Below are 15,777 nucleotides of genomic sequence, written 5' to 3'. Positions count from 1 at the left end.
CTTCATAAATCCTCTTTTGGGTAACTACGTTTTATGCATTATTGATGACAAACCGTAGTAAAATAGCATTTACAAAGGTAACGATTATCATTATCGTCCAGGCATTTTATAACCAGCCCTATCCTCCAGCCTATCTCTCTATCGCGGAAGAAACGAATAGACTAGGCGTTACCATGCCCTCTGAAGTAAAGACCTGCACACTTCTACCACACACTGAATTACCGGCAGCAATTGCAACAGGTATTATCCACCTGCGGGTTGACAAAATTGGATGGGTTGACCAAATTCCAGCTCCACGAAAAGGCCAGCAACATCCTGCTACGCCACACACCAGTGTGTAGCCCTCCCGAAAAGCCGATCCGATGTAATCGCAAACTTCCTGGAACTTAAAAATCCAATAGAAACGGTAGCGTTCACTACGGGAATATGAATATCCTAAAAATCCTGATCTTGAAGCATTCAAAAATCCAGAAACGTTGAATGCAAAAGTTTACCAGCTGACCCTCGGCAAGTTGGAGCCGGGAGGACATAAGCGGACTGGTCTTTTGCGATTTCCCTGCCATACTGGTAGTATAGGTGTTATGACGACATCACGAATTAGGGGAGGCGGGGTGTTTTATGCCGTTTTGTAAATCCTGTAAATAACGAGCAGGTGTCTTGCCGAATTCTTTTTTGAAAGCTTTTGTAAAATGCGACTGCGTTTGAATACCTACCCTGAACATGGCTTCTGTGATGGTCAGGTTTTTCTGAACGAGCAGGTCGGCTGCGTGTCTTAAACGTATGGAGCGGATGAAATCGCCTATGGGCTGACCTGTTATTTTTTTTGTCTTTTGATAGAGTGGTGTCCTACTCAGGCCCATTTTCGTGCATAGGAATTCGACATTGAGCTCGGGGTTATCCATTTCCGATTCAATTACTGTTTTAAGCTTGTCGATAAAAAGTCGATCTTCCTCCGTCTTCGCTGTCGCATTTAAATGGGCATCCCTAGCTTTGAGCGCCCATTTGGATAGGATGTTCCTGCCCTGAAACGAATTGCGCAGCGTCAATTTCAGTAATTCAATATTGACTGGTTTGGGAAAGTAATAATCGGCACCAGAATCCATACCGGAAATCTGTGCCTTCTCAGCGACTTTCGCTGTCAACATGATAAAAGGGATATGTTGCGTTGCGTCATTGGATTTGATATGGTGGCACAGTGCAATGCCGTTCATTATGGGCATCATAACGTCGCTGATAATCGCGTCTGGCTGATGTTCGATGGCCATCGATAGTCCTTCCTTGCCATTTTCAGCGGATAAAATGTTGTAACTTTCGGCTAGACATCTTGATAGGAAGCCACGTAGCTCCTCATTATCATCGATCAACAGGATCGTGGGCTTGCTGCCGGATGGGTTTTCCAACTCCAGCGAATCAAAAACAGGATCGTCATCTACATGGGGCACTGAACAACGGATGCTATCCAACCGAATAGTGGGTTCTCGCAAGCCCACTTCCCAACGCTCGTTATTAGCAAAATCGTTATGGTCACAGGGCAATGACACCAGAATTTCTGTACCTTTATTTGAGTCGCTGTATACCTTTATATGCCCTCTGTGTAGCAGGGTTAGGCTTTTAACGAAGGCTAGGCCGATCCCGGATCCAAGGTGGTGCTCACTTGTACGGTAATAGCGTTCGAAAAGATGCTGGATGGATGCAGCGGATATGCCAATACCAGTATCCGAAATGCAGAAGGTGAAATATCGGTGGGCCTTGTAGGTTTGCCCAACGGTTACTTCGTTGGTAAAGCCAGGAATGAAGGTCTGTTTGCTTCCAAGCACGTTGACGGTAATCTTGCCGCCTTCAGGTGTATATTTGAACGCGTTGTTGAGCAGGTTTAGCAGTATTTTTTCTACGATTTGCCTGTCGATCCACCCTTCAAGCGATTCCCCACTTCTTTGAAAGCAAAAATTAATGTTCCTATTTGCCGCTAACGGTTGGAACTCATCACTTATCTCTTCGACAAACCGGTCTATAAAGGTGGGCATTGCACTCAACTGTATGGCACCGTCCTCCACTTTGCGGAAATCGATCAATTCGTCCACCAATCCGACCAGTCGCTCAGTGTTTCGCCGTATCAATTGCAAATTCTCCCAATCATGGCTTCCCGGATATTTTATTAATTGTTCCAATGGGCCTGAGATCAGGGATAAAGGGGTTCGGAATTCGTGGGAAATATTGGTAAAGAACTGCAGTTGGGTTTCGTAAATCTCAACTTTCTTCTTCGCCTCAATTTTGCGCAACTCCCGTTTTCGCTTGGTCAAATACAATTGAAAGCAGCTAATTGCAAGAGCGGTAGCAAACCCAATTTTGAACCACCATGTACCCCAAACGGGGGGATGAATGACGATGTCCAGGGTGGTTCCGGATTCGTTCCATACGCCGTCGTTATTGGCCGCTTTAACGCGGAAACGGTATTTGCCTGGGCTGAGGTTGGTGTAACTGGCTTTTCGGTCGTGTGTTACTTCCATCCAATCATTATCAAACCCCTCCAATCTGTAGGTATAACGGTTATTTCTTGATGCGTGGTAGTTTAGGGCTGCAAATGTGAGGGAAAAACTGGATTGCTTGTGTGAGAGTTCGAGTTGTTTGGTAAACTCAATGTCCCATTTAAGCGGTGATGTAGGTTCTCCCGGTTGAGCCGTTGTGTTGAATAGTTGGAATCCGGTGATGTAGACCGGACATGGTGTTTCGTTATGGGGAAGTCGCTGAGGGTCGATAATATTGAATCCGTTAATCCCCCCAAAATATAGTTTCCCTGCCGATGTTTTTAGGACGGAGTTGGGTTCAAACTCATAGTCTTGAAGGCCATCGTACACGTTATAGGCCCGTGTTGTGCCATTGGCAGGATCCATACGGATGACGCCATTGAGCGTTGATATCCACAACACGTTGGATGGGTCTTCGATCATACTACGGATAAATTCGTCCTTTAGGCCTTCAGCGAGAGTAAATGGTTCAAATGCCTGTTCCTCCTCATGAAAAAGGTATAAGCCGCGTTGACCAAGCCACAATCGATTCTGGCTGTCTACATAAAGTACACGGATGTCTGGAACATGTTCCTCTTCGGTGAAGTAATGCCGTATATATCCCGTTCGGGAATCGTAGCAATTAAGCCCGCCGTCATCCGTGCTAATCCATAGCCTACCAAGATGGTCTTCCATCAGGGTAGAGACGTTTACACCATAAATCTTGTGCTGCTCATCTCTGCCCTGGGTGAATCTGCGGAATGTTTTAGTTGATGGATTGAAACGCAAAAGCCCACCATAATAGGTGCCCACCCATAAATTGCCGCCCTTATCTTCGATCACTTGTTGTACGTAATTGGAGGAAATGGAACCGGGATCGTTAGGGTCGTGCTTAAACCGAATAAAGGCATCGTTTTTTGGATTGAAAAGGTTGAGGCCTCCGCCCCAGGTGGTGATCCACAGTCGTTGCTGGCTGTCCTTAAAAATATGGAGCACAGCGTCTGAACTGAGACTTTGGAAATTGTGCGGATCGTGGCGGTATTGCTTGAATTGATCGGTATTGGGGTCATAAACGCTAATACCTCCTCCATCGGTTCCGATCCAGATTTTACCATATTCGTCTTCCAGGAATGTCCTAACATCGTTATAACTAAGGCTGTTGGGGCTGTTTCTACTGCGGAATAATTGGAATTTATTCATCGATGGACTATATAGATTCACTCCACCGCGATGTGTGCCAATCCAGAGGTTTCCTTGCCTATCTTCACACAATGCCGATACTGTTCGTTGGGAAAGGCTTCTGTTGTTTCCCGGTTCGTGCTCGTAACCGTAAAATTCTCCGTTTTTTTGATCGAACCGGTTCAGCCCACCATTTACCGTTCCAATCCACATTTGACCTAATCGGTCAAGCACAATGGACCTGATCTGGTTGCTCCTGATTGTGGTTGGATCGGTAGGGTCATTTTTCAACCACTTCCCGTTTTCCGTTAAATCGTCAACGACTAAGATTCCATCGTTTACTGTGCCAATCCATAGCCTTCCGAACTTGTCTCCGCAGATTGCAGAGACGTTCAGGGGGGTGTCTCCATCATGAATACCTAACGCTGTTATTTCGGGTCGCTCACCAGCCATCCGGAATAGTCCCCCCTGTGTGCCGACCCACATGCTTCCATCTTCATCGAGGTGGAGACAGCTTACATAGTCATCGAGCAACATTTCTGGACTGTCGCGTCGAGGGGCGAATCGTACGAAGCTATCCACCTCGCTATGATACAGGTTCAGTCCACCTCCCCATGTTCCGATCCAGAGTCTTCCCGCCGCATCTTCGGCTATGCTCGTGATTCGCCGATTGTTTAACGTCGCGCCATGTTGCTCGTTCTGGTGATACCGTTTGAATTGCTGCAACTTTGCATCAAACCGGTTAAGGCCGTTTATGGTACCCACCCACAATGTGCCGTGCCGATCTTCGTAAATATCCAGGATGTAGCTATTGCTCAAGGAGGTACTGTCTGATTTTTCGTGGCGGTAGATGCGCATTTCATAACCGTCGTATCGATTCAGCCCATCACGGGTACCAAACCACATGAATCCGCGGCTATCCTGGATAATGCACTCCAAGGTGCTGCTGGATAAACCAGCTTGTCTTCCAACATGCTCAAAGGATAATTCCTGAGCCAGGCTTGGAAACCAAACCAGCGAAACGCAAAACATCAAATAATACCTGATGTATCCCACCATAATTTTAACGGCTGTCTTGGTTTTTTACTGCAAGGTAGTACTTTTCCGTAGCTCCCGCAATCCTAGTGATTTAAAACGTACATCCAAACAAAATTTAAGTACAATAGGATAATCCCGTGAGAAGCGGGAGTCCTACCTTTACCGATGTTTACGTATTTAGAAAAGGCCGTTCCATGGTCAACTTGTCGAAAGTCGTAAACTCATATTACTAACCAATTAAATAAACATTAAATGAAAACAGTTGTACAAGCAGCACTGCATGTTGGTTTTGTCACCATGCTATTCATTTTGGGGGTGCTTCCAGTAGTCCTGGTCGCCCAACAACAATCGGCGGTTTCGGGTAAGGTTATGGATGAAAAGGAGCGCGTCCCGGTTGCCGGAGTTACCGTACGCAACACTGGCCGGCCCGGCGTGGCCACATCCACAAACCAAGAAGGTATTTACCGGATAACGGCCCAACGCGGGGATACCTTACTCTTTTCCGCTGTCGGATTTATCGATAAATCTGTCGTCGTAGACGGCGAAACCGTCAATGTTTTGATCCGACCGCAGGATCAGCATTTGGAGGAAGTCATCGTGGTGGGCTATGGAACGACAACACGGGAAAATATCACGACTTCGGTCGCTAAAATTAATGCAAAGGACGTTCCGAAAGCGGCTAACAGCTCGGTAGCACAATTAGCTTTTGGACGTGCCCCAGGTGTCCAGGCAGTGCAGCAAAGCGCAGAGCCCGGTGGTAATATCACCTTATCGATTCGCGGTAGAGGGGCGCCATTGATTGTTATTGACGGGGTAGTTATGCCTTACGCTGGCCTTGAGCCCGGTAATGGGGGAATTGCAAATGAACTAAATGGCGTGAGAAGGGGTGGTTTTGCAGGACTTAATCCCGATGACATTGAATCGATGGAATTCTTGAAAGATGCCAGTGCCGCAATTTATGGTGTTAATGCTTCCAATGGCGTTGTTTTGATCACCACTAAAAAAGGTCGGACAGGCCGGGCATCAGTAAGTTACGAGGGATCACACTCATTTGTGACTAATCAAAAATACCTGGAGCCTTTGACTGCAACTAAGTACATGGAGTACTATAATCAGCTGGCGTTGGATAAATACCTATTCGATAACGGAATGGTTCCGTATGGTACGGTAACTCAAGGCACGTTTACTCCAAAGTTTTCTCAGACGGAGATTCAGAATGCCGGAAGCGGAACCGATTGGCTTGACCTGGTTTTAAGAAATGGCTCAGTTGACAACCATAATGTAAATATCTCCGGTGGAACGGAAATGATGAACTACTATGTTTCAGGCGGTTACTTCGATCAAAATGGAACTGTTCAGAATTCCGGAATGTCACGTTACACCGGACGGGTCAATCTGGACTTTCACTTCACCAAGTGGCTTAAAGTAAATACAAATATAAATGGATCGAGGGCCGACTACCTGAACTCGACTGCAGGCTGGCAGACTGGAAATTCAGGAACCCAAGGTTTTGGATCGCTCCAGGCTGCAATCGCTTATCCAAGGTATATTCCGGTTTATGACGAAACTGGTAATTACAGCCTGTTTCAGGTTACAGGCAATCCGGTGTCGCTCTTAGATATCAAAGACAACACGTTATTTAATTCGCTAAATGCGTCACTATCTGCTGATTTCAATATTGTGGGGGAGAAATTAAAAGCTCGAGTGTTGTATGGAAATGTTTATGAAAGCAGTGAGCGGGACTTTTTTGTGCCATCCACTACTTTTTATTTCCAATTGTATCGTTCCAGGGGTTCACTCAATCAAGCCACCCGGCAGTTGCAAACCATGGAAGCAACGGTCATGTACCAGGAGAAACTTTGGGACAATAATCTGAATATCGACTTTGTGGGTGGTATAGGACAATACGAAACCGGTTCCCGGGGTTTTGGTGCGGCGAGCGCAGATATGCAGGACGGCATTAATACCGATAATTTGTTTGCAGGGACAGGGGATGTCAGGGTCAGTTCTTACCACAACCGTGATAGAAAGCGTTCTTACTTCGGCCGGGCATCGATCGACATTTTAGATCGGTATCTTGTACAGCTTACAGGCCGTTATGATGGTTACAGTCAGTTCTTCCCCGCAAATAAGTATGCGTTTTTCCCGTCAGCGTCAGCCGGTTGGAAACTTTCCAATGAGTCGTTTCTGAAAAACGTACGCTTTTTGGATCTTCTAAAATTAAGGGGAAGCATTGGCATCACGGGTGAGGCCTCGGGATTTGCGTATGCTTCTTACGGGCCAGAGAACACACTGGTGAGTTTTAATAGCGGTGCCACTCAAACAATCCCATATACCCTCACTCAGCTTGACCACCCTGATTTGAGGTGGCCAAAAACCATCAATAAAAACCTGGGATTGGATTTTGCGGTATTGAACAACAGAATCAGCGGTTCGTTTGATGTATTTAGAGATGACATTACCCGACTGATCAGCAACGCACCAACCGCGGCACTAAGCTTTTTTGCAACCGAACCTGTAAACGGGGCCCACCGAGTAAGGAAAGGCTGGGAAGGTAATATCAACGCTTCAATCATCAGCTCGGAAAATTTCAAATGGAATACCGTATTGAACCTTTCTCATATAACGTTTGAGCATAAGGAGCGTTTCCCCTTTGAAGTGGTTCCACAGGGGGCGGAGGTTAATGACCCTGTTAATTCAATTTATGTATTCAGGACAAATGGTCTTATTCAGCCCGGAGAAACATTGTCTGATGCACAAAAGACATTGCCAGCCAGAGGGCAGCTTCCTGGCAGCCCAAGAATCGTTGATCTAAACGGAGACAACGCATTGACAGCACTGGATATTGTTCGTTACGATGCTAACCCCCAACTGATCCTTGGTTTTGGTAGTTCTTTCACTTACAAAGCCTTCGATGCAAACATATTTTTCTATGGAAACAGAGGTGCATACGGTTTTAACTTTCTCAGAACCTGGGCTAATCCACAGAATATAATATCGGGAAATCAAAGCGGTATAGCAGAAATTGGTGATGTATGGACAACCACCAATCCAAATGGTACTATTCCAGGAATTGCTTTCGATCAGGGAGCATTGGGGCTACCGGCTGGCCTCGACGTAGATCTGCAAAAGCGGGATTTCATTAGGTGCCGGAATATAGGCTTAGGCTATACATTTAATCATTCTACGCTAAATAAATACGTAAGGAACTTGAGGGTGTTTATTGACATTCAAAACCCATTCATCATTACAAACTATAAGATAGCTGACCCGGAAGTTCAGGCTGCTGAGGTTAAGGGAGGGCCGGCTCCATACCCGATGGCTACGACAACTTCTATTGGGTTAAGAGCAGGTTTTTAACAAAAAATCAAATATTATATGAAACCTGCATGAATTACCCTTCAAAATAGGACATGAACTAAGCGTAGCGACCTCTTGAACGCCGCTTAGGACAAAATAAAAAGTGAAAAATAATTCATAGCAGACTTCATTGCCACTTAAAAAAACATTCAAATGAAAAAGATATTAATGTTGATATCCATTAGCTTCTTGGGTATTTCAGGTTGTAAAAAAGGTCTTGAAGCACAGCTCCCTGGAACATTGAATCCCACAACGTTCCCTAAGACCGAAGCGGACTATCAATCGCTAGTAACAGGTATTTACAAGCTTTTTGGCTCGAAATGGACCTATTCTGATGGCGGAATCACCGGTGATCTGTTCTTTGGAGTCGAGTTTTCAAATATATTTCTTAACGATTATCCTACTGATGGCATCGCCTATTTCCCCGAGTGGGGTGGTTTCTTCGATTCATTCAGCAAAGCAGATTTCAATTTTATGAGGAATCTTGCTGGCAGGAGGAATCATTTGGAGAAAATTAGGTTCATCACAAAAATCACGAAGATTATAGCGGATGTTAATGCAGCTACAGTGGTGAGCGCTGATTCAAAAGTCGCTTTCGAGGCTGAGGCTCGTGCTGCCCGTGGAATCCTTATGTATCATTTGCTTACGATGTATGGGCCAGTACCCTACATAGACGATCCAGATCTGATTGGCAACAGTGATGCTGAAGCTAATATGAAAAGACCTGATAGGAGCACGTACGTGGCCCGAGTTGCTGAAGACTTACAGTTTGCAGCAACTAATCTGGTGCCTGAACCTGCTGAGTACGGAAGGTTCAATAAGGGATGTGCTTTAACTTATCTGATGCGTTTATACCTGTTTGAGAAAGACTGGTCAAATGCGGAACAGACGGGAAGGGAACTATTGAAAATGAATTACCAACTCGTTGACAATTATTCAAGCTTATTTAAGGTGGCAACCGAAAAAAATACAGAAACTATCTGGGCGATAAGCTGTGACCCCGCTGCAAATGGCAATAATAATCTTGGTAATATGAATGCTTGGACATTTTACACCTATTCCGCTGACTATCCGGGCAACATTTCGGCTCCGGGGGAACCTCGAAAAGGTGGGTGGGCTTCCCCTGCCGGGGCATTCACGGCCACCTGGTATTTTTATGACACATTCGATCCAACAGATACGCGCAGAGCCCTTTTGATCCCTTCTTACAACCCTATAAATTCTTCCGGCGTTCCAACCGGAGCAGTAAAGAATCGGGAAAATGGCCTGCGCGGGCCTGTTATCAATAAGTATCCAGATGACGACCCTACCGCATTTGCAGGCAACGATATCCCTATATGCCGCTATGCAGACGTGCTTCTTATGATGGCAGAGGCCATTAATGAACAACAGGGCCCTGTTTCAGAAGCCCAGGGCCTCATTAATCAAGTGAGGAATAGAGCAAATCTTCTTGATCTGGAAGGAGCGGATATTGCTTCCACAGAGGCCTTCAGGGACGCCATACTTCGGGAAAGAGGTTGGGAATTGTTTTTTGAGGGACAGCGAAGAATAGACCTGGTACGGATGGGAAAATTCACGCAAATTTTGACTGCGGCAGGGAAAACGCCTCAACCTGGGACAGGGTTGTTTCCTGTGCCCCAATACATGCTTGACTGGGGGATGGAACAGACGCCGGGATATTAGTAGTTTGCAGATGACCCTGCGGGACACCGAACGCACGCTGGAGCGTTGAGAAAAAGAATATGCCTTAGGACAATGAAAATGAAGCGAAATACCGAAAATAACAACTAGAACTATATATTATGTTTTTAAACAAAATCATCGGCCTATTGCTCGTATTACCGACATTCATATTTGCCCAACAGGTCAAAATTCCTGATGGTTGGTCGGATGGCTATGCTTACGCCAACGGAATTCGAATTCACTACTACCGCGCTGTTCCTCAGCCGGATAAACCCGTGATGGTGATGGTACATGGCGTTACGGATAACGGACTTTGCTGGACGACGCTGGCCTTGAAACTTCAGGATACATACGACATTTATATGCTTGACGCCCGAGGACATGGATTGTCTGATCCTTTTACCTCGAGCGATAATGGCGAGACGTTGGTGAAAGATGTAGTCGAATTCGTAAAGGCTATGGAATTCAGCAATCCTATACTGATGGGGCATTCGATGGGTGCAGCTACAGTAATGAGGGTAGGAGCGGAGTATCCCGAAGTTGGCCGTGCGATCATCATGCTGGACCCTTTGCTTCGCGCTCGTACCGGTGGTCCTGGTGTGACGGCAAGGAATAGTGCAAACCGAAACCCTCAGCCGGAAAGTAGACCGCAATCCGGAACATCTAACAACAGGCTCTCTGTGAGCATGTTCGGAAGTCCTGAAACGCTGGTTGCGCAAAACAATTATAGTTTCGAAGAGCTAGTAGTCCTCGGACGTCGCCAGAACCCCTTGTGGGACGAGATGGATATTGCATACTGGGCGCTGTCAAAAAAGCAATATCACGGGCCATACACCAGCGAGGCTGCTCAAGCTATGAGTGGCACGATGAATATTGGTAATTCACTAGCTAAAATTCAGGTGCCTGCCATCATATTAAAGGCGGATGCTTCTCCCGAGGTTCGTAAAACAAACGAAGCGGCAGCTGCTGTCATGCCGAACGGCAAGCTCGTACACATAGACGGAGGCGGACATAACCTGCATCATGATAAACTGGAACGCACTACTCAAGTGCTACAGGAGTTCTTATCAACGCTGTAACAACCTGAAACGCCAAATGGAAGTTGAATTTCGTAGGATGAAAACAGATTGATTAAATGCTAAATTAAACAATAATGAGCCATATAAAAATTTTAATAGCAGTAGCTGCAGTGCTGTTTCTCACATCTTGTAGCAGTCAAAAGGGAGTCAAAAGAGGATCGAACGCATTCGTGAAAGGGGCAGACATCGGATGGCTCAAGCGGATGGAAGCTACTGGCTATAAGTTTTACGGCGACGATGGCACGGAACAGGATTGCTTTAAAATCTTAAAGGATCACGGTATCAATACGATCCGGTTGCGCACCTGGGTAAATCCAAGAAATAATCATAATAGTAAAGAAGAAACTGTCGAGATGGCTGTCCGCGCAAAAAAATGGGGCATGCGGGTGATGATCAATTTTCATTACAGCGACAGTTGGGCCGATCCGAGTAAGCAAAAGAAACCGGCAGCATGGGAAGGGCACGACTTTCCCACCCTGCTGAACGATGTTTACGACTACACTTACGATGTGATAAACGCCATAAAAAATGCAGGCGTGACACCGGAATGGGTGCAGGTGGGGAACGAAACTCCGGGAGGAATGATTTACCCGGAAGGGAGTACGTCAAACTGGCCTCAATTGGCGCAACTAATCAACAAAGGCTATGATGCAGTAAAAGCGGCTAGCCCTAAGTCGAAGGTCATCCTGCATGTGGACCGTGGCAACGATAGTGCCCGATTCGTGAGCTGGTTCGATAACGCCCGCAAGCATGGTGCTAAGTACGATGTGATTGGATTGTCGTATTATCCCTGGTGGCTGGATGGTAAGCCTGATTATACATTATCAATAGATGATCTGGCTGCAAACATGAATAACGTATCAAAACGATACGGAAAGGAAGTGATGGTAGTCGAAGTGGGAGGCGAGGACAATCAAGCTCAAAACACCTACGATATGTTGGTAGCCGTGCAGCAGGGGGTTAAAGCGGTCCCCAATGGTAGGGGACTCGGAGTAATCTATTGGGAACCACAAGGTGCCAGGAGCTGGAGCAGGTATCCGTTAAGCGCCTGGGGCGACGATGGCAGGCCTACAAAAGCTCTGGATGCGTTTTTAGTCGAGTAAGCTGTGTACTGGATTACAGTCAAAAAAATGCTGTATGCAAAATTGAAGTCACATGCAGGAAGAGTCGCTATCCATATATGATTGGTAGATTTGGACATTAGTGTTGCCCCGACCGTACCCCGGGGTTCCAACCGTTGTGGTTTTCGCCTTCCATTCGAAGCCGACCGGAATAGATAGTCTTGAGCGGTTTCAATTCTGGATGCCGTTGAACAACAACATGTTGACGGGCAACTAGGGTTCTGCCCCACTTTTGGTGCTCATAACGGAGCGAAAACCTGTTTACTCCAGAATTTACAGTTAATCCACTGGATGAAACTATTTTACCCTTTCTGCTTTTGAAGGCTTGCGGATTTAAGGAAGCTTTAAATCTTTCTGTTCGAACACCTTTTTAAGTGTCGTTAGCGCTTTGGATCGGGCAAAATAAACCGTATTGGTGGTGGTGCCTAAGCGCTCACAAATTTCCTGGGTACTCAGCCCTTCGAGATAGCTCATTCGAAATATAGTAGCCTGTTGTTCGGGAAGATTATTAACTTCCTGAACAACAATATCTACCAACTCTACATGTATCATTTGTGTGAGGATGTCGGCATCTGGCTCAACTAAATCCGCTAGAGCCTCTTCCTCCTCCGTTTTTAAATTATTTTTCGGTGAGCCTACATAATCGTAACAAGCATTTCGAGTCGTTATATATAAGAAAGCCTTCATACTATCTACAGATTTGACCCTATCCCTTCCTTTCCAAAGTTTATAAAAAGAATCCGAAACAATCTCCTCCGCTACTTCTTTGTTTTGGACAATGGAATAGGCAAAAAAACGAAGCGATTTACCAAATTTTGACATAAAATACATCAATCCGGACTCTTGACCGAGCTGAACCTGGCGCAGATATTGAATGGCTTGCTTCATAAAACAGACCTGAAGTTTATAATTTTTTAGGCGTAGTGTAAATATAGGAATAAATAACAGGAAACAGAGAAGTTTTACTTGCAATTTACCTATGGTGTGCCCCACCTTCCATTCTCCATTGGATTAGCTTAGGTAGCCGCAGGTACCGCTTGGCATTATATATCCAGTTATCCAAGGCACACAACAATCCGTTCGGTTAATGCGCTACATTACATCCTTTGACTAGATATTATCAATCATAACATTGATTATGATCAGGTAAATAATTGGAATTATAAGGCATTTGGATGCCAAACAAGGGCAATGCGTTAAAATTTTCTCAGATAGATAGCTTTCGCAAGCATACCAACCACACCGAACTCCGGCCCATATCACCCATCTTTGGAATCCAGTTTCTACAAGGTGTTTAATTGATGACGGAGTGCCTCTATGGCCTTTGGCAATTCCGCTTCCATGTCCGTAAAGCCGCACTCCAGCGCAATTTTCCCCGTATACGAGATATCCCTGAGCGCCCTCAGGTATGGTCGGAAATCGTCGCCAGCAAATCCCGGGGCCGTCCTTTCGGCCATTTCCGCGATATCCACATGGTATACGTAACGGTTACCAGCCAACACGATATTCTCGGGTGGTTCAGCTTCCCGCAACATATGGAATATGTCCACCAGCAGTTTAAAATTGGGGTGGCCGACCCTAACGGCAATCGCATGCGCTTCCGCCACGGTGTTTATAAAATTGGTCTCCCCGGAATTTAAATTCTCCAAGCATATCATCACGTCATATCGCTCAGCCAATTTGGCAAGCCTAATACACAATTCGACAAACTGGTCCGTTGCCTTTTCCCGGTCGAATCCTTCGGGGATACGCCGTGACCCACCACTGCCAAAAACAATCATCCGCACCCCCGCTTGCTGCGCCCGTTTAAACACCTCGTCCGCATATGACATCACCCCATCGGGATTGGCATCCTTACCCACCACTTTCAATTGCCCCGGCAAGAAAACGTTGCACGCATAAACTGGAAAGTCCTTCACGAAAACAAGGCTGTCTGCTGGATAAGCGGGTTTCAAATAGTCCTGCACGCCTGGCTGTATGAAACCGTACCCGCAACGCTTTAACAGGTGTATATGCTCCGTTTTCGTGCAAACGCCCAGTTCGGGATGGAATGGTTGAGCCTGCCCGTGGCACCTCAGGAATACGCAAACAAGTATTCCCACGGTCCATGTAAAAATTATCGGTTTCTTTGTTCTGATTTTTTGCACGATGTTGTTCGTCATGGTCATTTGCGCTTTAATAGTTGAATACGGTGCCACCGGCTAACACCTGTTTGGTTATGGGGTCAAACGTAGCCCGTTGCCCGGTACGGTACGCCGCGTTGGCCATGATGCAAGCAATCGAATGGTTGTATCCTGCTTCTATAGGCGCATGTGGGGTTTTGCGCGAGCGGACGCACTCCATCCAATTCCGCATATGCGCCGAGGTGAGTGAATCTCCTCCAGTATTGGCTTCAGACGCTGCCTGTACCTTAGGCAGCCCAAAGGCTTCCAACTGGTTGGGTTTCATCCCCATCGCCGCCGCATGGTTGGCCGCCAATCCACCTGTGGGCGTGATTTCGTTTTTATCCAGATCCAGCATCCCAGCATTGGAGTAATAAAGTTCCTTGGTGTCTCCAGCGGAATTGCTGAAACGGGAAGAATAAACCACCTGGAAACCCTTCCCCGGACCGTCCAACAGTCCGTAATCGAATACCGCCGTCAAGGTATCGGCGTTCGTGCGCCCATCCCGCCACTGGTAAATGCCTCCGTTAGCCGTCACGCTGCGCGGATATGGAAGATCGGTGAACCAATGCACGGTATCAATCTGGTGGCTCATCCATTGGCCTGGGATACCCGAGGAATAGGGCCAAAACAAGCGGTATTCTAAGTATTTCCTCGGATCCCAATGTTCATGGGGCCGGTTGATGAGGAAGCGCTTCCAGTCCGTGTCGCCTTCCTGTATGGAAGCCGTCAACGCAGGTAGCCTCCACCGCCCCGGCTGGTTCACATTCCAGCACATCTCCACCATCACGATATCGCCAAACCGCCCTGAGCGGATATACTCGTTCGCAGCGTGGTAATTTGTCCCGCTACGGCGCTGTGAACCGATCTGGACGACAACCCCGCTCTTTTTCACCGCCTCCAAAGCCGTGTTTGCGTCATCCATCGTTTCCGCGAAGGGTTTCTCGCAATAGGCGTCCTTTCCGGCCGTGGCCGCTTCCGTAAGGTGGTAGGCATGCTGGAAGTCTGCCGTGCTGATGATGACCGCATCCACGTCATTACGGGCATACAGCTCCTCGTTGTTCCGGCATAGGCCCACCTCTTCCCTCGTCTTTTCCTTGATCAGCGCCTGGCCTTCGGCCCTTCGGCGGTTCCAAATATCAGACAAGGCCACGATTTCGAAATTCATCCCCTGCGCATGGTCCAGGAAAGAGGGCAGTAATGATGATTTAAAGCGATCGGAAAAACCGACCACACCTACCCGGATCCGGTCGTTTGACCCCATGATTTTGCCATAGCTTCTGCTGCCCATCCCTACCCCGCCGATGGCCAGCCCTAAGGAGGAAATCGCTGTTTTCTTTATAAATTCTCTTCTGTTATCCATAATTATTACGTGTTTATTACTACATGGTTGTACTGGCAATTAAAAACCGAGTTAACAGAGAAACACTACAAGTATATCACAATCACCCAGTTGAAACCCAAAGATAGACTTTAATTATAGCCTGTCCACAGAGTCAGTGGTTAGGCTATAACGCTGCTTGCAGCCTCATGAAAGCCCTTGAAACATACGCTTTGAATAATGGTGTCTGGCAAGGCGCACGAAATGAAAAAAAGCGCAGTTTACTAATAGTAAATGAGCATTTTTTTAATAAGTGCAACGAAGCTAGGC

9 protein-coding genes are annotated in these 15,777 nt (G+C 46.6%); 5 read left to right on the top strand and 4 right to left on the bottom strand.

Features of this window, described 5'->3' with window-relative positions; translation table 11 throughout:
- The first annotated feature begins 44 nt into the window (after nucleotides 1-44).
- Nucleotides 45-341 carry a hypothetical protein gene (locus tag NF543_RS21215; RefSeq protein WP_257670203.1) on the top strand — a complete coding sequence of 99 codons (297 nt, stop codon included), beginning with the start codon at nucleotides 45-47 and terminating at the stop codon, nucleotides 339-341.
- A 249-nt stretch (nucleotides 342-590) separates the two neighbouring features.
- On the opposite strand, the gene NF543_RS21210 is transcribed toward NF543_RS21215, so the two are convergent.
- Complete coding sequence (locus NF543_RS21210) at nucleotides 591-4,742, bottom strand: hybrid sensor histidine kinase/response regulator transcription factor (protein WP_257670202.1); 4,152 nt, start codon at nucleotides 4,740-4,742, stop codon at nucleotides 591-593.
- A gap of 231 nt (nucleotides 4,743-4,973) precedes the next feature.
- Between NF543_RS21210 and NF543_RS21205 the strand changes: the two genes are divergently transcribed.
- The 4 genes from NF543_RS21205 to NF543_RS21190 all read left to right on the top strand — a co-directional run bounded on the left by NF543_RS21205 (nucleotide 4,974) and on the right by NF543_RS21190 (nucleotide 11,946).
- Nucleotides 4,974-8,081 (top strand): SusC/RagA family TonB-linked outer membrane protein, encoded by a 3,108-nt coding sequence (locus tag NF543_RS21205; RefSeq protein WP_257670201.1) that lies wholly within the window; start codon nucleotides 4,974-4,976, stop codon nucleotides 8,079-8,081.
- 153 nt (nucleotides 8,082-8,234) lie between these two features.
- Nucleotides 8,235-9,764, top strand: coding sequence for a RagB/SusD family nutrient uptake outer membrane protein (locus NF543_RS21200; RefSeq protein WP_257670200.1), 1,530 nt, complete (start codon nucleotides 8,235-8,237; stop codon nucleotides 9,762-9,764).
- A gap of 119 nt (nucleotides 9,765-9,883) precedes the next feature.
- Nucleotides 9,884-10,843 carry an alpha/beta fold hydrolase gene (locus NF543_RS21195; RefSeq protein ID WP_257670199.1) on the top strand — a complete coding sequence of 320 codons (960 nt, stop codon included), beginning with the start codon at nucleotides 9,884-9,886 and terminating at the stop codon, nucleotides 10,841-10,843.
- A 74-nt stretch (nucleotides 10,844-10,917) separates the two neighbouring features.
- Nucleotides 10,918-11,946, top strand: coding sequence for a glycoside hydrolase family 53 protein (locus NF543_RS21190; RefSeq protein ID WP_257670198.1), 1,029 nt, complete (start codon nucleotides 10,918-10,920; stop codon nucleotides 11,944-11,946).
- A 351-nt stretch (nucleotides 11,947-12,297) separates the two neighbouring features.
- Here the strand turns inward: NF543_RS21190 and NF543_RS21185 are convergent, their stop codons facing one another.
- The 3 genes from NF543_RS21185 to NF543_RS21175 all read right to left on the bottom strand — a co-directional run bounded on the left by NF543_RS21185 (nucleotide 12,298) and on the right by NF543_RS21175 (nucleotide 15,489).
- Nucleotides 12,298-12,852 carry an RNA polymerase sigma factor gene (locus tag NF543_RS21185; RefSeq protein WP_257670197.1) on the bottom strand — a complete coding sequence of 185 codons (555 nt, stop codon included), beginning with the start codon at nucleotides 12,850-12,852 and terminating at the stop codon, nucleotides 12,298-12,300.
- A gap of 395 nt (nucleotides 12,853-13,247) precedes the next feature.
- Entirely contained in the window at nucleotides 13,248-14,126 is an 879-nt protein-coding gene (locus tag NF543_RS21180) for a sugar phosphate isomerase/epimerase family protein (protein WP_257670196.1), read from the bottom strand.
- Nucleotides 14,127-14,139: 13 nt separating this feature from the next.
- On the bottom strand, nucleotides 14,140-15,489 hold the full coding sequence (locus tag NF543_RS21175; RefSeq protein ID WP_257670195.1) for a Gfo/Idh/MocA family protein: 1,350 nt from the start codon (nucleotides 15,487-15,489) through the stop codon (nucleotides 14,140-14,142).
- Nucleotides 15,490-15,777: the final 288 nt, after the last annotated feature.

This window comes from Parapedobacter tibetensis, from assembly GCF_024704835.1.
GTDB classification, from domain to species: domain Bacteria; phylum Bacteroidota; class Bacteroidia; order Sphingobacteriales; family Sphingobacteriaceae; genus Parapedobacter; species Parapedobacter tibetensis.
The sequence above is the reverse complement of the archived record's forward strand: the minus strand, read 5'-3'. Positions and strand labels throughout refer to the sequence as shown.

Excerpts from the sequence above, each read along its gene's own strand:
- NF543_RS21195 (WP_257670199.1), top strand. The coding sequence starts at position 9,884 with ATGTTTTTAAACAAAATCATCGGCCTATTGCTCGTATTACCGACATTC.
- NF543_RS21215 (WP_257670203.1), top strand. The coding sequence starts at position 45 with ATGACAAACCGTAGTAAAATAGCATTTACAAAGGTAACGATTATCATT.
- NF543_RS21185 (WP_257670197.1), bottom strand. The coding sequence starts at position 12,852 with ATGAAGCAAGCCATTCAATATCTGCGCCAGGTTCAGCTCGGTCAAGAG.
- NF543_RS21175 (WP_257670195.1), bottom strand. The coding sequence starts at position 15,489 with ATGGATAACAGAAGAGAATTTATAAAGAAAACAGCGATTTCCTCCTTA.
- NF543_RS21180 (WP_257670196.1), bottom strand. The coding sequence starts at position 14,126 with ATGACGAACAACATCGTGCAAAAAATCAGAACAAAGAAACCGATAATT.
- NF543_RS21205 (WP_257670201.1), top strand. The coding sequence starts at position 4,974 with ATGAAAACAGTTGTACAAGCAGCACTGCATGTTGGTTTTGTCACCATG.
- NF543_RS21200 (WP_257670200.1), top strand. The coding sequence starts at position 8,235 with ATGAAAAAGATATTAATGTTGATATCCATTAGCTTCTTGGGTATTTCA.
- NF543_RS21210 (WP_257670202.1), bottom strand. The coding sequence starts at position 4,742 with ATGGTGGGATACATCAGGTATTATTTGATGTTTTGCGTTTCGCTGGTT.
- NF543_RS21190 (WP_257670198.1), top strand. The coding sequence starts at position 10,918 with ATGAGCCATATAAAAATTTTAATAGCAGTAGCTGCAGTGCTGTTTCTC.